We start from the raw sequence: 14059 nt of genomic DNA on the forward strand, positions 1-14059 counted from the left end.
AATCCCTCGCGACCACCGACCGATCGTCCTCCGACCCGTCCCGAAAGGACCCCCTATGCTTCGCGTCGCCGTCCCCAATAAGGGCGCGCTCTCCGAATCCGCCGTCGCCATCCTCTCCGAGGCGGGCTACCGCAAGCGCACCGACTCCCGCGAGCTGAGCGTGCTCGACCCGGCCAACCAGGTCGAGTTCTACTTCTTGCGCCCCAAGGACATTGCCATCTACGTCGGCTCCGGCGAACTGGATCTCGGCATTACCGGCCGCGATCTGGCCCTCGACTCCGGCGCGCCCGTGCAGGAGCGCCTGGCGCTGGGCTTCGGCCGCTCCTCCTTCCGCTACGCCGCCCCTGCGGGCCGCGACTGGAAGGTCGAGGATCTCTACGACAAGCGCATCGCCACCTCGTACCCGAATCTGGTCCTCGCCGATCTCCAGCAGCGCGGCATCCAGGCCGAGGTCATCCGCCTCGACGGTGCGGTGGAGATCTCCATCCAGCTCGGCGTGGCCGATGCCATCGCCGATGTGGTCGGCTCCGGCCGCACCCTGCGCCAGCACAATCTGGTGGCCTTCGGCGAGAGCCTCTGCGATTCCGAGGGCGTGCTCATCGAGGCCGCAGGCGCGGATCAGAAGGACAAGGCGCGCAATCAGCTGGTGGCCCGTATCCAGGGCGTGGTCTTCGCCCAGCAGTACCTGATGCTCGACTACGACTGCCCCAAGGAGCTCCTCGACGCCGCGGTCCGGATCACCCCGGGCCTGGAGTCGCCGACGGTCTCCCCGCTCACGGATCCGGATTGGGTCGCCGTGCGCGCCCTGGTCCCGCGCAAGAACGGCAACGAGCTCATGGATCAGCTCGCCGATATCGGCGCGAAGGCCATCCTGGCCACCGATATCCGGTCCTGCCGGGCCTTCTGAATCCGCTGACCATCCCATGATTCCGCCGAGAGCGGCCCGGTGTTCACACGCCGGGCCGCTCTTCGCGTTTCTATGGCGTCGCGCCCTAGGGGCATCGGTGTTTGCTCTGGAGAATCCTCCAGTCCCGCAAGGTTTCTCGGCTGATCACACAATGCCCTCGATCATTGCCCCGGCTTACGATGCGGAAAGGGCTGTCACTGGGGAACCGCAACGGGAGAGGTGCATCATGCAGGTGGACGACCTGGTTCGGCTGGAAACCCTCGGGCTCGATCTGGTGTGGGGTGAACCGGCGCTGCTGCGTCAGGAGATCGGCGGGGTGACCGCTACCGATCTGCTGGACCCGGCCGACTATGTGCAGCCGGGCGAAGTGGTGCTGAGCGGGCTGGTCTGGTGGACCCAGCGCGGCGGCAGGCAGCGCGCCGACCGGTTCACGGGGGCGCTGCGGCAGGCCGGGGCCGTGGCCCTGCTGGCCGGGACGGCGCGGCACCGCGGGCTGCCCGAGGAGATCGTGAATTCCTGCCGGGACCACGGGATCGTGCTGGCCGCCGTGCCCGCGGCAACGACCTTCCGCAGCATTACCGACGAGATCTACCTGCGACGCTGGGGAAAACTGACGGCATCGCCGCGCTCGTCCCTGCCCGATCATGTGCGGCGCGGGCTGGAACGGCTGATTCGCGACCGCGCCACCCCCGGCGCGGTGCTGGACCGTATCTCCGTGCATCTGGGCGGGCTGCCGTGCGCGCTGGTCACCGCGAGCGGCCGCACCATTGCCCGATCCGCGACGGCGCTGGTCCAGGATCCGGAGACCACTGTCCGCAGCCTGCTCCAGGGTGATCGCGCGAATCATCCGGTGGGATCCCCGGATTCGGCCTACGACGGGTGGTATCTGCGGCTGCCGGGACCGCAGGCGCCGCCGCGGCTCCTGCGCGAGGTCGCGGAAATGCTGCGGTACTACCGGGATTCGGCCGCAGAGGAGCACGACCGACAACAGCGCGCGGCCCTCGACCTGCTGCCGCACCTGGAAGCCGGTGATATCGAAAACCCCTCCTGCACAGCGGTATTGCGCTCGCTCGGGCCGGGACCGCATCGGGTGGTCACGGCCATGACCGCACCGCACCGTCCCGCCGCCGCGGTCGCCGCGCTGCGGGAGCTGCTCGCGCCCCTCACCGATGCGCCGGTGGTGGCCGGGACCTACGGCGGGCAGGCGGTCGCGGTCGTGCGCGAGCAGGCGAATCTGCTGGCGCGCTTGCAGGCCCGCCACGAACTCATCCGATCGGCGGATCCGGAACGGGAGCTGCACATCGGTGTCGGCACACCGGGCGCCAGCGCGTCCGAACTGAGCGAGAGCCTCGTGCGCGCCGGGCACGCCTGCCGGGCCGGTGCGCACCTGGCCCGCCCGGTCACCACCACCGCGGACCTCACCAACCTCACCGAACTCCTGGCCGGAGTGCCGCATCCGGTGCGCGCGGGTTTCGCCGAGCGGGTGCTGGGCGCACTACGCGAGCCCGAGGCCGCGCGCGCGGAACTGCGCACCACCCTGACGACCTTCCTGCGCCACAACGGCTCCTGGACGCTCACCGCGGAAGCCCTGCACCTGCACGTGAATACGGTCCGCTACCGGATCGAGCGCATCGAGAAACTCACCGGCCGCGACCTCACCCGCCTCGACGACCGCGCCGACCTGCACACGGCTCTGCGCATCCTGGACGACCCGGGCATCTAGCGGTCAGGGCTCGGTGGGGTCCAGAACGGGCAGCTGCTCGGGGAAAGGCGGTGGGGTGCCGCCGAATTCGGGGCACAGCGCCTTGTACTGGCAGTACTCGCACATCCAGCTGCGGCTCGGCGGGAAGTTCTTGGTCTCGACGGCGGTCGTGATGGCTTCCCACAGTGCGGTGACGATGCGCTCGAAGCGCAGCAGTTCGTCGGCGTCGGGCTCATAGGTGAGGATCTGGGCGTCGGCCAGGTACATGAGCCGCAGTTGGGCCGGGGCCGCGCCGAGGGTGCGCAGCAGGACCAGCGCGTAGAACTTCAGCTGGAACAGGGCGCGCGTCTCGTAGGCGGGGGTGGGCGCGCGGCCGGTCTTGTAGTCGACGATGCGCACTTCACCGCTGGGCGTGCGGTCGATGCGGTCGACGAAACCGCGCAGCGGCACGCCGTCGGGCGATTCGGTTTCGATGAGGGCTTCCAGGGACTCCGGCTCGAATCCGGTCGGATCCTCCAGACCGAAGTACACGCCGACGAACTCGCGCACCTCGCCGAGGAAGGTCTCCAGATCCGCGCCGGACACCAGGTCGGCGATCTCCGGCCGCTCCTCGAGCAGCCGCGCCCAGGCGGGCTCGATCAAGGTCGCCGCATGCTCGAGATCCCGCTCACCCGCGGGCAGCCCGAACAGGGCCTCCAGCACCGCATGCACCATCGTGCCGCGCACCGCCATGCGCGAGGGCGGTTCCGGGATCTTGTCGATGGCCCGCAGCCGATACTTCAACGGGCACTGCTTGAAATCGATTGCCCGCGAAGGAGACAACGCCAGCCGACGCCGCCGCTCGGGCTCGGGCGGGCCGACGGCGCCCGCGTCGTCCGGGGTAGTGATAGCGGGAACCGACATACCTGGCAGGCTAGACGCCGGCACCGACAAGGTGTGAAACACATCGAAGCAGCAATTTCGCAGCGACGTACGGAACGGAGATTCATGACGGCCAGACCGACCGGCCCCTTCCAGGTGGGTGACCGGGTACAGCTGACCGACGCCAAGGGACGCAAGTTCACGGTGATCCTCGAGGCGGGCGCGTTCTTCCACACGCACGCCGGACCCATCGCCCACGACGATCTCATCGGCGCGGACGAGGGCTGCGTGGTGACCTCGGCCAAGAACACCCCGTATCTGGCGCTGCGTCCGCTGCTCACCGACTACGTGCTGTCCATGCCGCGGGGCGCCGCGGTCATCTACCCCAAGGACGCCGCCCAGATCGTGCACGAGGGCGATATCTTCCCCGGCGCCAAGGTCCTGGAAGCGGGCGCGGGCTCCGGCGCCCTCACCTGCTCGCTGCTGCGCGCCGTCGGCCCCGAGGGCAAGGTCATCTCCTGGGAGATCCGCGAGGATCACGCCGAACACGCCGTCAAGAATGTCGAGCACTTCTTCGGCGAACGCCCCGACAACTGGGAACTCACCCTCGGCGACGTCGCCGAATACTCCGGCGAGCAGGTCGACCGCGTCATCCTCGACATGCTCAAGCCCTGGGACACCCTCGACGCCGTCTCCAAGGCCCTGATTCCCGGCGGCGTCCTCATGGTCTACGTCGCCACCACCACCCAGATGTCCGAAGTCGTCGAGCACCTCCGCCGCCAAGGCTGCTGGACCGAACCCCGTGCCTGGGAATCCATGGTCCGCGGCTGGCACGTCGTCGGCCTCGCCGTCCGCCCCGAACACCGCATGCAGGGCCACACCGCCTTCCTGGTCAGCGCCCGCCGCCTCGCCGACGGCGTCACCGCCCCGCGCCCGCAGCGACGACCCTCGAAGGGCTAGCGCAAGCGAAAATCGTTTGCCAGGGCAATGATTCGTGGGTCAGGGTGGCCGTATGCGAATCGGAGTCGTGGGGTTGATACGCGGGCTGTACATGGCCCGGCTGGCGCACCGGATCGGGATCGACGTGGCGATGATCTGCGATCGCGATCCGGAGCTGCTGGCGGCCGCGCGGGCGGAGTTCCCGGCGGCCCGGGCGACGGGGGAGTGGACGGCGTTGCTCGAGGCCGGACTGGACGGGGTGGTGCTGGCCAATGATTTCGACCAGCACGCACCCCTGGCCATCGCCTTCCTGGAGCGGGGCGTGCACGTGCTGTCGGAGACGGCGGCCTGCGTCAGCGAGGCGGAGGGGCGCGCGCTCATCGCGGCGGCGGAGTCATCCACGGCGACATACTCTTTCGCCGAGAACTATGTGTTCCATCCGCACGTCCGGGTGATCGCGGCCGCCGTCGCGGCCGGTGAGCTCGGGGACGTCGAGTACCTCGAGGCCGAGTACCTGCACAGTTCCTCGCCAGCGGAAACCGCCGCCATGATCGGCGATCCGGAGCACTGGCGCGGCCGGATCGCCGCCACGGCCTACTGCACCCACAGCGTGTCGCCGGTGCTGGCGCTCACCGGCGCCTGGCCCGTGGAGGTCACGGCCCTCCCGATCGGTCCCGACACCGCGCGCCCCGTGGCCGCGCTCATGACGATCCGCCTGTCCTCAGGCGCGCTCGCCGTCACCCGGCACGGTTTCCTGGCCGGTGAGACCGCCAGCCACTGGAGTTGGGTCTCCGTCCGAGGTGCGCACGGCACCGCCGAATCCATCCGCGCCACAGACTAATCCGCCTGGTCGGTCCGAGTCCGCCGGGAGGGCTGGGCCCAGCCCGACGGAAGCCCACACGAAATCGAGCGCACCCCGACGCCGCACCTCGTCGACGGTGAACCCGTCGACCGCATTGCCGAGGGAACCGTCGCGCTTCTGGAAGGCTTCCGCGCCACCGTTGAAGATGGCGCACCCCCGCTCATCCCGGTCCGCGCTGCCGTCGCAGCTTCCTTGGTCGGCGTGGCGGGCGCGGAATCACTGGCCAAAGGCTCCCAGCCGGTCCCCGTCCCGGACGTCGCGTCCCCGTAGCTGAACACAACGACGCTCAGCTGCGCCGGACACTATTCTCGACGTCGTGGCGGAGCGCTGGTGTTCAGGCGCGGGGGTGCACACGGGAATTCGTGTGCAGATAGCGCGCCCGCCCGTTCTGGAAGTCGTAGAGGGCGACGGTCTGGGGGTCGTCGCGTGGGTCGTCGGACTCGAGTAGGAAATGGGTTTCGCTCAGTGGAAGCAGCCGGTGGACGATTCGGTTCGGCTTGCCCAGGAATTGGGCGTGCATCGGATTCAGGAACAGGGTCAGCGAGAGGTTTCCGTCCGCCGCCGTCACCTCGAAGTGGGTGTCGGGGCGGGCGTAGGTGCCCACGTACCTGGCTGGGTCGAGCCGTAGCGCTGGATCCGGTCGCGGCGGTTCCGGCACATTCGGTGCGCCGAGATCGCTCAGGATGATCTCGAAGACCTTCTTGTAGAAGGGTTCTCGCGGGCTGCCGTTGGTCAGCAGGGTGACGGCCAGATTGCGATCCGGCAGGATTCGCAGCCGCGCGTTCTGGCCGATGGTGCTGCCGTCCGTGGCGTAGACGGTCTCTCCGTGCCAATCGCAGACGATGAGCCCGAGCGCCCACTCCGGGCCGAACATGTACGGATCTGGCAGGGGGACACGGGAGTTCATCATTTCCCGGACGGCCGCCTCGGAGACGATGCGCGTTCCGTCCGGCCCGCGTCCGCCGTCGAGGAAGATCTGGGCCAGTGCGAGCACATCGCGCACCGTCGAGTTCACCGCGCCGCCGGGGCCGAAGGCACGCGGCAGGTGATCCACCGGTGTGACGATCGGTCCCTCGTCGAGGGAGCGCAGCACATGCCCAGTGGCGGCCCGGGCTGTTTCGACATCCTCGGGACGGCAGCTGGTGTCGGCTTGGCCGAGCGGCCCGAACAAGCGAGTGCGCATGATCTCGTGCCAGGGCTCGCCGTCGGCGACCTCCAGGATGCGGCCGAGGATCGCATAACCCAGCGCCGCACTGTAGCCGTGCGTGTGGCCGAGCGGGAACACCTGTGGCGCATCGGCGATGGCGGCGACCATGCGCGCGTAGACATCCTCGTCCGCGCCGGGATCGCCGAACGCCTCCTCGATCCCGTTGGTGTGATTGAGCAGCTGACGAGGCGTGACCGCCGCGGCCACATTGGGATCGGCGACGGTGAACTCCGGCAGATGGGTGCGCACCGGGGCGCCGAGATCGACCACGCCCGCATCGACCAGCTGCATGACGGCCAGCGTGGTCCACGTCTTGGTCATGGAACCGCACTGATAGATGGTGTCGGTGGTCGCCGGTTCACGGGTCGTCACATCCTTGATGCCGACCGCCAGTTCGGTCACCCGGCCCTCATGTAGTACGCCGAGGGCGGCACTCGGAATCCGGTACTCCGCAAGGAGTTCGGCCAGTCGGCCGCGAACACTGTCGAGATCGAACATCGTCGGCCTACTTGGCCAATCCGACCGCATTGGCGGCATCGGCCTCGAAATACTCGGTGTCGGCGAAGCTTCCGGCGTGTTCCTCCAGGAAGGCCGATACCGACTCGACCGAGTCGTGTGCGATGACGTTCACCGCTCTGGTCCCATCGGTGCTGGAGACGGCGAGGGTCCACTTGGCGCCCTTGGGCAGCCGGGGGGTGGGCCTGCTTCAGGGCATTCCAGAACCCGTCGTTATCACTCACCGTCGACACGGCCATGACGTGGGTGCGCGGCGTCGAACTGAATCCCATGGTTTCCCTGCTTCTATGCGCCGAGCGTGGCCCGGACTCGGTCGATCAGTTCATTGCGGTCCACCCCGGCGGCCGCGAGTGCGCGCGGCACGGTTCCGACCTCCGCCCGCAGGATCGCCAGCAGCACGTGCGCCTGGCGCATATCGCTCTTGGCGTTCGAGGTCATCATGCGTTCGAAGACGAGCTTGCCGGTGGCGCCCAGGCTCGACGCGCGCCCCCGACGCGCTACGGGCTCGGGCAATTCGGCCGCGCCCAGCGCGACCCCCGCCACCGCGAGACTCTGTTCGAATTCCCGCTCCAGCGCCGCCTGGATGCCTGCGTGGTCGAGTCCGGCCGCGGCCAGGATGCCCTGCGGTTTGGTGCCGACCTGGGCGGCGATGCCGAGTAGTAGATGCTGGGCCTCGATGGCCGCCGACCCGTCCTGTTGCGCCGCCAGCCCGGCGTGTTCGACGACCGCGCCCAGATAGGTCTGGAATTCGTCGTGCTTGCCGAATATCGGCATATCAGCGCCTCCTCAGCGTGACGCCCGCGGTAATGAGCCGCTTGGCGTGTTTCTTGTGCACCGCCTGGCGGGTGACCCCGAGCGCCTCGGCGACCTGCGGCCAGATCCAGCCGGACCGCATGGCCTCTTCCACCGCGACGTCCTCGAGCCGATCCGCCAAGCGCCGCAAGGCGACAACGGCGGCCAGGCGTCCGGCGGGATCGGTCGAATCGGGGATTTCCAGAGCAGCCATGTAAGCAACCGTAGTTGACTAATCGAGGTTTAGTCAGCCGAAGTTGCTAAGCGGCGGAGGTGTGAGAAACACGAAACCCCGCCACCGGACGGTGGCGGGGTTTCGTCGTCGTACTGCCGTGCGGAATCAGCAGGGCGCTTTGCCCAGACTGAGGATCGTGCAGCCGGTGGCTTCCGAGAGCTTCCACTCGCCGTCCACGTATTGCCAGGTCATCGGCACGCCCGGCATGGTGCCGTGTGGCGAGGAGATAGCCACGGAGGCATTGGCGGTCTCGCCGTCGACCCGGATATCCGACACGCCCCAGCCGATGTGGCCGTAGCCGCCCAGTTTCTGGGTCATGGTGTCGATATTGCTCGAGCGCTGGTCACCGCCGACCATCAGTTGCGTCTTGTCCCCGGTCGGTACGCCCGGATCGGTGAAACGGTCGAGCGTCGACTGCAACTGCTCCGGGGACGGCGCGGGCGCGGCGGCGGCGAGCCCCGCGCCGGAGGTCAGCGCGGCGACCGCGCCCAGGGTGGCCAGGGACAGGCGAACAGAACGAGCGAGCATGAACAGCCGTGCCTTTCGTATCGATCCGGTATTACCGCAGAGCTATGGAACTACGGCTGGCAGGCCGCGCACGCCATGCCCAGGATGGTGCAGGCGCCCGCGTCGGAGAGCTTCCACGCGCCGTCGGCGTAGGCGAAGCTCATGGGGACGTCGGGCATGGTGCCGTGCGGTGAGGTGACTGACACCTTGGCGTCGGCCTTGGTTCCGTCGGCCTTGACCTCGCCCACCGCGAAGGTGACCTGATAGTTCGCCAGGCCCTTGTTCATGGTCTCGATCAGTGCCACCCGCTTATCGCCGTCCACGACGAGTTTTGCCTTGTCAGCGGCCGGTTTCGCGGGATCGGCGAAGGCGGTCAGCACACCCTGCAGTTCGGCCGCGGTGGGCGCGGGCGCGGCGGCCTGTTGTGCCGAAGTGCTGGCGGAAGTGGCCGACTCGGTGGAATTGTTCTTGTCGTCGCCACTGCAACCGGTCAAGGTTGCGGTAGCGGCGACCGCCGCTGCGGCGATAGCCACGGAAACACGAAGCGTCCGCGTGACGTTGCGCATACCAGGAGTCCGACTGGTGGGAAGGAGCATCAACGGCACCCTTTCGGCTCGGCCGGCGGTTAACTCGCCGGAAACAGGTTAGGGCAGGCTAACATGCTGGTTCGGCCCGTGAGCCGCAGCCTAGATGTGATCACGACGAAACCATGTCGGAAAGCGAGAACGGTTATCGCCCGGTAGCGTTGATAGACCGGGACTGGGAGGAGCAGCATCATGAGCCCCATCGAACATTCGGATTCGGCAGCCTGGACGGAACTCGAGGCCGTACGTGCCGAGGCGGCTGCACTCCGGAGGCAACTCGCCGACTCGCCGGATCGCACACGGGAATTGGAAGCGCGCATCGATTCGCTGACAATTCGCAACACCAAGTTGATGGACACCCTCAAGGAGGCGCGGCAGCAACTCGTCGCCCTGCGCGAGGAAGTCGACCGGCTCGGCCAGCCACCGAGCGGTTACGGCGTCCTGATCGGTGCGTATGACGATCAGACGGTCGATGTGTTCACTTCCGGGCGCAAGATGCGACTGACGTGCTCACCGAATATCGATACGTCCACCCTCACCTACGGGCAGACCGTTCGCCTGAACGAAGCGCTCACCGTGGTGGAGGCCGGACTTTTCGATCAGATCGGTGAAATCGGCACGCTGCGCGAGATTCTCGACGACGGGCACCGCGCGCTGGTCGTCGGGCATGCGGACGAGGAGAGGGTGGTCTGGCTCGCCGGTCCCCTGTCGGAGCTCGTCGACGCCGATGATCTGGAAGATCCGGACCGCCCGATTCGCAAACTGCGGCCGGGTGATTCGCTGCTGGTCGACACCAAAGCCGGATTCGCCTTCGAGCGGATTCCCAAGGCCGAGGTCGAGGACCTCGTGCTCGAGGAAGTGCCGGATGTCGACTACCACGACATCGGCGGCCTGTCGCGGCAGATCGAGCAGATCCGCGACGCGGTGGAACTGCCGTTCCTGCATAAGGATCTGTTCCGCGAATACGCGCTGCGGCCCCCCAAGGGCGTGCTGCTCTACGGTCCGCCCGGATGCGGTAAGACGCTCATCGCCAAGGCCGTCGCGAATTCCCTCGCCAAGAAGATCGCCGAGGCGCGCGGTGAGGATGCCAAGGAGGCCAAGTCCTTCTTCCTCAATATCAAGGGTCCCGAGCTGCTCAACAAGTTCGTGGGTGAGACCGAGCGCCATATTCGGATCATCTTCCAGCGGGCGCGTGAGAAGGCCAGCGAAGGCACCCCGGTGATCGTGTTTTTCGACGAGATGGACTCGATCTTCCGCACCCGCGGTTCGGGCGTGTCGTCGGATGTGGAGACCACCGTGGTCCCGCAGCTGCTCTCGGAGATCGACGGTGTCGAGGGGCTGGAGAATGTCATCGTCATCGGCGCCTCCAACCGCGAGGACATGATCGACCCGGCCATCCTGCGTCCCGGACGCCTCGATGTGAAGATCAAGATCGAGCGCCCCGACGCCGAGGCCGCCCAGGACATCTTCTCCAAGTACCTGACCGAAACCCTGCCCCTGCACGCCGAAGACCTGCAGGAATTCGATAACGACCGCGGCAAGTGCGTGCAGGCCACCATCGAACGCGTGGTGGACCGCATGTACGCCGAGAGCGAGGACAACCGCTTCCTGGAGGTCACCTACGCCAATGGTGACAAGGAAGTCCTGTACTTCAAGGACTTCAACTCCGGCGCCATGATCCAGAACATCGTGGACCGGGCCAAGAAGTACGCCATCAAGGCCGTCCTCGAGACCGGCAACCTGGGCCTGCGCATCCAGCATCTCTACGATTCCATCGTGGACGAGTTCTCCGAGAACGAGGACCTGCCCAACACCACGAATCCCGATGACTGGGCCCGCATCTCGGGCAAGAAGGGCGAGCGCATCGTCTACATCCGCACCCTGGTGACGGGTAAGAACGCCTCCGCCAGCCGCGCCATCGACACCGAGTCGAACACCGGCCAGTACCTGTAAGACACGAAAACCGAAGGGGCGCGCTTCCATCCGGAAGCGCGCCCCTTCTTCGTGGATGGGTGCACCCCATTCGGTCCAGCACGCCGCGCCAGCGAATGGCCTGAGCCACAGTGGATCTCGGCGTCACAGTGGGACGCATGCGGATGTAAGCCGGGCGCAAGGGTGGTGCAATCGGGGGTCGGCAGGGTCGGTGGCATGACCAATTCAGTGACGATTATCGGTGGCGGGCTCGGCGGACTCATGCTGGCTCGGGTGTTGTCTGTGCACGGGGTTCCTTGCACGGTGTACGAGGGGGAGTCGGGGCCTACCGCGCGAGGGCAGGGCGGGATGCTCGATATTCATGACTACAACGGGCAGCTCGCGGTCGAGGCGGCGGGGTTGATGGAGGAGTTCGGGGGGCTGGTGCTGGAGGGGCGGCAAGCCATGTGGATTCTGGAGCCGAACGGGAATGTCGTGTTCGAGAAGGCCGATGACGTGATGGGGGGACGGCCCGAGGTGCAGCGGGGGGATCTGCGGCAGCTGCTGCTCGATTCGCTGCCGGAGGGGATCGTGCGGTGGGGGTGCAAGGTCGGTGGGGTTCGTGCGCTCGGTGATGGGCGGCACGAGGTGAGTTTCGTCGGTGGCGGGACCGTGACCGCCAGCGTGCTGGTGGGGGCGGATGGGGCGTGGTCACGGGTGCGGCCGTTGTTGACCACTGCCACACCGGAATACAGTGGCTCGTCGCTGGTGGAGATGTACCTGTTCGAGGCCGATACTCGCCATCCGGCGGCCGCGCGGGTGGTCGGTGGGGGTTCGCTGATGGTGCCCGCCTCGGGCAACGAGATCCATGCGCATCGGGAGAAGGGCGATACCCTGCACACCTACGTGGTGCTCGACCGGCCGCTGGATTGGTTCGACGCCATCGATTTCACCGATGTCGCCGCGGCGACCGGGCGGCTCGCGCGGGAATTCGACGGCTGGGCACCGGAACTCACCGCGCTGATCACCGAGAGCGATACCGCGCCGGTGCTGCGCCCGCTCTATGCCCTGCCGGTCGGCCTCCGCTGGGATCGGGTGCCGGGCGTGACCCTGCTCGGCGATGCCGCCCACCACGCGATCGCGAACGGCGAAGGCGCCAATCTGGCCATGCTCGATGGCGCCGAACTTGGCAAGGCTCTCGCCGCGCACCCCGGCGATCTGGAGGCCGCCCTCGCCGAGTATGAGTCCGCCATGTTCACCCGCACCACCGAAACCCTCACGGGGACCGGCATTCTGATGGAGAGCCTGTTCGGCGGCGATGCTCCGGAGCAACTGGCCGATATGTTCACCGCACAGCAGCAACCTTCCTGAGCGCGGCCGGTCGCCTTCGGTGGCCAGGTGAGCAGTGGTCGCGGCGGTCGCATCGAGCCCGCCGCGGCCGCCGCGGATCCTTCGATGCTGAGCGAATCGGGCGTCCGGTTTCGTCTGTGCGGCGTAAGGTGAAATTCGGTCGAATCCGGGGAGGGTTGGGTGGAATTCGCCGAAGGTACGACATTCGCGGGGTACCAGATCGAGCGCAAACTGGGCGCCGGTGGGATGGGTGCGGTGTATCTGGCGCAGCATCCGCGATTGCCGCGCAAGGATGCGCTCAAGGTGCTGGGAGATGGCCGGGTCCGGGACGCGGAGTTCCGGGATCGGTTTCTGCGGGAGGCGGAAATCGCTGCGTGGCTGGATCATCCGAACCTGGTGACGGTGCGGGACCGGGGCGAAGAGGGCGATCTGCTGTGGATTGCCATGCGGTATGTGGACGGCGTCGACCTGGAGGAGTTGATCGCGCGGGGGCGCGAGGCGCTCCGACCCGAGCGGGTGGTGCACATTGTGTCCGAGGCGGCGCAGGGGCTCGACGAGATCCACCGGGCCGGACTGCTGCACCGGGATGTGAAGCCCGCCAATATTCTCGTGGACGAACGTGCCGACGGTCCGGATCGGGTGTTCGTCACCGACTTCGGAATCGCGCGCGCGGCAACGGATTCGACGGTCGACTCCCGCTCGGCGGGCGTGGCGGGCACGCTCGCGTATGCGGCGCCGGAGCAGCTGCGGGGCGGGCGGACCGATCGCCGGGCGGATGTGTACTCGCTCGGCTGCACGCTGTACCACCTGCTCACCGGGTCACCGCTGTTCCCCCGGGACACGGTCGGCGCGGTCATGTACGCGCATCTGAACGAGCCGCCACCACGTCCGACCGCCCGGAATCCGCGGCTGCCCGCGGGTTTCGACGCGGTGATCGCGCGCGCCCTGGCCAAGAATCCGGGGGACAGATTCGCCGAATGCGGTGAGCTGGCGGCGGCGGCACAGGTGGCATTGGCCGGTGGGGCGGTGGCCGGGCCGCCCGGGCGGCGGTCGCGCCGACGGGTGCTGAGCCTCGCGGCACTGGGAGCCGTACTCGTGCTCGCGGCCGGGACGGCGGCATTCCTCGGATTGCGGGAACCTGGCGGAGTCGCTGTCCCTTCGAATCCGCCGCGGACCGGAACCGTCGAACCCGCGGAATGGGGCGCGGCGGCCTTCATCGCGGAGGCGTTTCCGGATCTGTTGCCGCCCATACCGGCTTCGGCGGGCTATCAGCAGTTGAGTTCCTGCACGATCAATCCGGGCAGCCGATTCCCACAGCAGGTTCGCGAAGCCGATGACGTGGTGGAGCTGCTCTGCGTGAGAAATACGGATCCGGTGTGGTCGGTCACCTTCACCTGCAACAGCGACCGTTCGCGTGTCACGCCGGGGGACCAGCTGGCACAGCCGGAAGGCGATGAGAAATGGCAGCGCGCCTCGGGCAGCGGACATATGTTCTGGGGCAGCGTCGTCTTTCCGGAGGGCACGATCCCGGTGCTGGCGGGTCGGCGCGTCGCCATGCTCGAGGTGTATTTCGATAATCCCGACAAGAGTTTCTGCTGGCTCCGGGTCCTGGGAGAGACGGATTCCGGGGCCGCGCTGAAAGATGAATGGTGGCCGGATGCGCCCTTGTAGCGAGTCGGGTCGTCG

General features: G+C 67.6%; 14 protein-coding genes. 7 read left to right on the forward strand and 7 right to left on the reverse strand.

From position 1 onward, the window contains the following. The first annotated feature begins 55 nt into the window (after window positions 1-55). Both hisG and NC4_RS11275 read left to right on the forward strand, forming a co-directional pair. A complete protein-coding gene (gene hisG, locus NC4_RS11270) occupies window positions 56-907 on the forward strand; it encodes an ATP phosphoribosyltransferase (protein ID WP_067536240.1) in 852 nt (283 codons plus the stop codon). 226 nt (window positions 908-1133) lie between these two features. Beyond that, window positions 1134-2630, forward strand: a complete 1497-nt coding sequence (locus NC4_RS11275; RefSeq protein WP_067536243.1) for a helix-turn-helix domain-containing protein — start codon at window positions 1134-1136, stop codon at window positions 2628-2630. 3 nt (window positions 2631-2633) lie between these two features. Here NC4_RS11275 and NC4_RS11280 read toward each other — a convergent pair whose 3' ends face one another. Beyond that, complete coding sequence (locus tag NC4_RS11280) at window positions 2634-3512, reverse strand: RecB family exonuclease (RefSeq protein WP_084528898.1); 879 nt, start codon at window positions 3510-3512, stop codon at window positions 2634-2636. An 84-nt stretch (window positions 3513-3596) separates the two neighbouring features. Here NC4_RS11280 and NC4_RS11285 point away from each other — a divergent pair, with 84 nt between their 5' ends. Together NC4_RS11285 and NC4_RS11290 are read left to right on the forward strand one after the other, a co-directional pair. Then, window positions 3597-4430: a tRNA (adenine-N1)-methyltransferase gene (locus NC4_RS11285; protein ID WP_067536246.1), complete on the forward strand. Its 834-nt coding sequence runs from the start codon at window positions 3597-3599 to the stop codon at window positions 4428-4430. A 52-nt stretch (window positions 4431-4482) separates the two neighbouring features. Beyond that, the gene (locus tag NC4_RS11290; RefSeq protein ID WP_218021033.1) at window positions 4483-5250 is read left to right on the forward strand and encodes a Gfo/Idh/MocA family protein; all 768 of its coding nucleotides are present in this window, start codon (window positions 4483-4485) and stop codon (window positions 5248-5250) included. A 355-nt stretch (window positions 5251-5605) separates the two neighbouring features. On the opposite strand, the gene NC4_RS11295 is transcribed toward NC4_RS11290, so the two are convergent. The 6 genes from NC4_RS11295 to NC4_RS11320 form a co-directional block, all read right to left on the reverse strand. Then, window positions 5606-6976, reverse strand: coding sequence for a serine hydrolase domain-containing protein (locus NC4_RS11295; protein WP_067536248.1), 1371 nt, complete (start codon window positions 6974-6976; stop codon window positions 5606-5608). A gap of 7 nt (window positions 6977-6983) precedes the next feature. After that, window positions 6984-7109 (reverse strand): hypothetical protein, encoded by a 126-nt coding sequence (locus NC4_RS43900; RefSeq protein WP_281186274.1) that lies wholly within the window; start codon window positions 7107-7109, stop codon window positions 6984-6986. 170 nt (window positions 7110-7279) lie between these two features. Further along, a complete protein-coding gene (locus NC4_RS11305; protein ID WP_067536251.1) occupies window positions 7280-7768 on the reverse strand; it encodes a Clp protease N-terminal domain-containing protein in 489 nt (162 codons plus the stop codon). 1 nt (window position 7769) lies between these two features. After that, window positions 7770-8000, reverse strand: a complete 231-nt coding sequence (locus NC4_RS11310) for a hypothetical protein (RefSeq protein ID WP_067536253.1) — start codon at window positions 7998-8000, stop codon at window positions 7770-7772. A gap of 126 nt (window positions 8001-8126) precedes the next feature. Next, window positions 8127-8549 carry an MTB12 C-terminal domain-containing protein gene (locus tag NC4_RS11315; protein ID WP_245721628.1) on the reverse strand — a complete coding sequence of 141 codons (423 nt, stop codon included), beginning with the start codon at window positions 8547-8549 and terminating at the stop codon, window positions 8127-8129. Window positions 8550-8599: 50 nt separating this feature from the next. Beyond that, the gene (locus tag NC4_RS11320) at window positions 8600-9061 is read right to left on the reverse strand and encodes a WKL family lipoprotein (RefSeq protein ID WP_245721629.1); all 462 of its coding nucleotides are present in this window, start codon (window positions 9059-9061) and stop codon (window positions 8600-8602) included. A gap of 243 nt (window positions 9062-9304) precedes the next feature. On the opposite strand from NC4_RS11320, the gene arc reads away from it, so the two are divergent. The 3 genes from arc to NC4_RS11335 all read left to right on the forward strand — a co-directional run bounded on the left by arc (window position 9305) and on the right by NC4_RS11335 (window position 14044). Further along, window positions 9305-11065, forward strand: coding sequence for a proteasome ATPase (gene arc, locus NC4_RS11325; protein WP_067536262.1), 1761 nt, complete (start codon window positions 9305-9307; stop codon window positions 11063-11065). Between the two features lie 195 nt (window positions 11066-11260). Further along, window positions 11261-12394, forward strand: a complete 1134-nt coding sequence (locus NC4_RS11330; protein WP_067536264.1) for an FAD-dependent oxidoreductase — start codon at window positions 11261-11263, stop codon at window positions 12392-12394. A gap of 159 nt (window positions 12395-12553) precedes the next feature. Beyond that, on the forward strand, window positions 12554-14044 hold the full coding sequence (locus NC4_RS11335) for a serine/threonine-protein kinase (protein WP_067536267.1): 1491 nt from the start codon (window positions 12554-12556) through the stop codon (window positions 14042-14044). Window positions 14045-14059: the final 15 nt, after the last annotated feature.

It is taken from the genome of Nocardia crassostreae, assembly GCF_001613405.1.
Taxonomy (GTDB): Bacteria; Actinomycetota; Actinomycetes; order Mycobacteriales; family Mycobacteriaceae; genus Nocardia; species Nocardia crassostreae.

What these genes read in the sequence shown, in the direction of transcription:
- NC4_RS11330 (WP_067536264.1), top strand. Translation starts at nt 11,261, where the DNA reads ATGACCAATTCAGTGACGATTATCGGTGGCGGGCTCGGCGGACTCATG.
- NC4_RS11280 (WP_084528898.1), bottom strand. Translation starts at nt 3,512, where the DNA reads ATGTCGGTTCCCGCTATCACTACCCCGGACGACGCGGGCGCCGTCGGC.
- NC4_RS11290 (WP_218021033.1), top strand. Translation starts at nt 4,483, where the DNA reads ATGCGAATCGGAGTCGTGGGGTTGATACGCGGGCTGTACATGGCCCGG.
- NC4_RS11315 (WP_245721628.1), bottom strand. Translation starts at nt 8,549, where the DNA reads ATGCTCGCTCGTTCTGTTCGCCTGTCCCTGGCCACCCTGGGCGCGGTC.
- hisG (WP_067536240.1), top strand. Translation starts at nt 56, where the DNA reads ATGCTTCGCGTCGCCGTCCCCAATAAGGGCGCGCTCTCCGAATCCGCC.
- NC4_RS11305 (WP_067536251.1), bottom strand. Translation starts at nt 7,768, where the DNA reads ATGCCGATATTCGGCAAGCACGACGAATTCCAGACCTATCTGGGCGCG.
- NC4_RS11295 (WP_067536248.1), bottom strand. Translation starts at nt 6,976, where the DNA reads ATGTTCGATCTCGACAGTGTTCGCGGCCGACTGGCCGAACTCCTTGCG.
- NC4_RS11285 (WP_067536246.1), top strand. Translation starts at nt 3,597, where the DNA reads ATGACGGCCAGACCGACCGGCCCCTTCCAGGTGGGTGACCGGGTACAG.
- NC4_RS11275 (WP_067536243.1), top strand. Translation starts at nt 1,134, where the DNA reads ATGCAGGTGGACGACCTGGTTCGGCTGGAAACCCTCGGGCTCGATCTG.
- NC4_RS11310 (WP_067536253.1), bottom strand. Translation starts at nt 8,000, where the DNA reads ATGGCTGCTCTGGAAATCCCCGATTCGACCGATCCCGCCGGACGCCTG.
- arc (WP_067536262.1), top strand. Translation starts at nt 9,305, where the DNA reads ATGAGCCCCATCGAACATTCGGATTCGGCAGCCTGGACGGAACTCGAG.